This is a genomic window from Klebsiella sp. HN106 (assembly GCF_051209435.1).
Taxonomy (GTDB): Bacteria; Pseudomonadota; Gammaproteobacteria; order Enterobacterales; family Enterobacteriaceae; genus Klebsiella; species Klebsiella oxytoca.
Genome location: NZ_JBLURD010000154.1, coordinates 1 through 347 on the forward strand (window position 1 = coordinate 1; position 347 = coordinate 347).

The 347-nt window shown below is 38.6% G+C and carries 1 pseudogene; it reads right to left on the minus strand.

Going from position 1 to position 347, the window contains the following annotated elements:
• Window positions 1–248: 248 nt before the first annotated feature.
• Window positions 249–347, minus strand: a pseudogene (locus tag ACSIPU_RS30750) (tyrosine recombinase); the annotation flags it as partial.

A 347-nucleotide genomic window follows, 5' to 3' on the forward strand; every position in this document is an offset into this window, starting at 1 on the left:
TATTTTTAAACCTTCAATTACTCAATTTTCTCTAACCATATCTCTGCTGCACCGGCGATCCGTCGCCAACTCCATCGCTATTCCTTTCGCACCCCCTCCCACCACACCAGATTATATTACCATAAAAACCAAATTTGGCAGAATTTAAAACCACAGAATACCAGGTTGACACAAAATACAGATCATTTATCCCAACGAGTCAAAATGGCCCCAATTGACCTGTTCGTTATTTTTTTAATTATTTAAAATCAATCAGTTATTTCATTTTTCGTCTTCTGGTCTTTTTCCTCTAAAAGATTATTTCTTTCCCAGATGCCAGCGAAACGTGCCGCATTACTGGCGGTGTA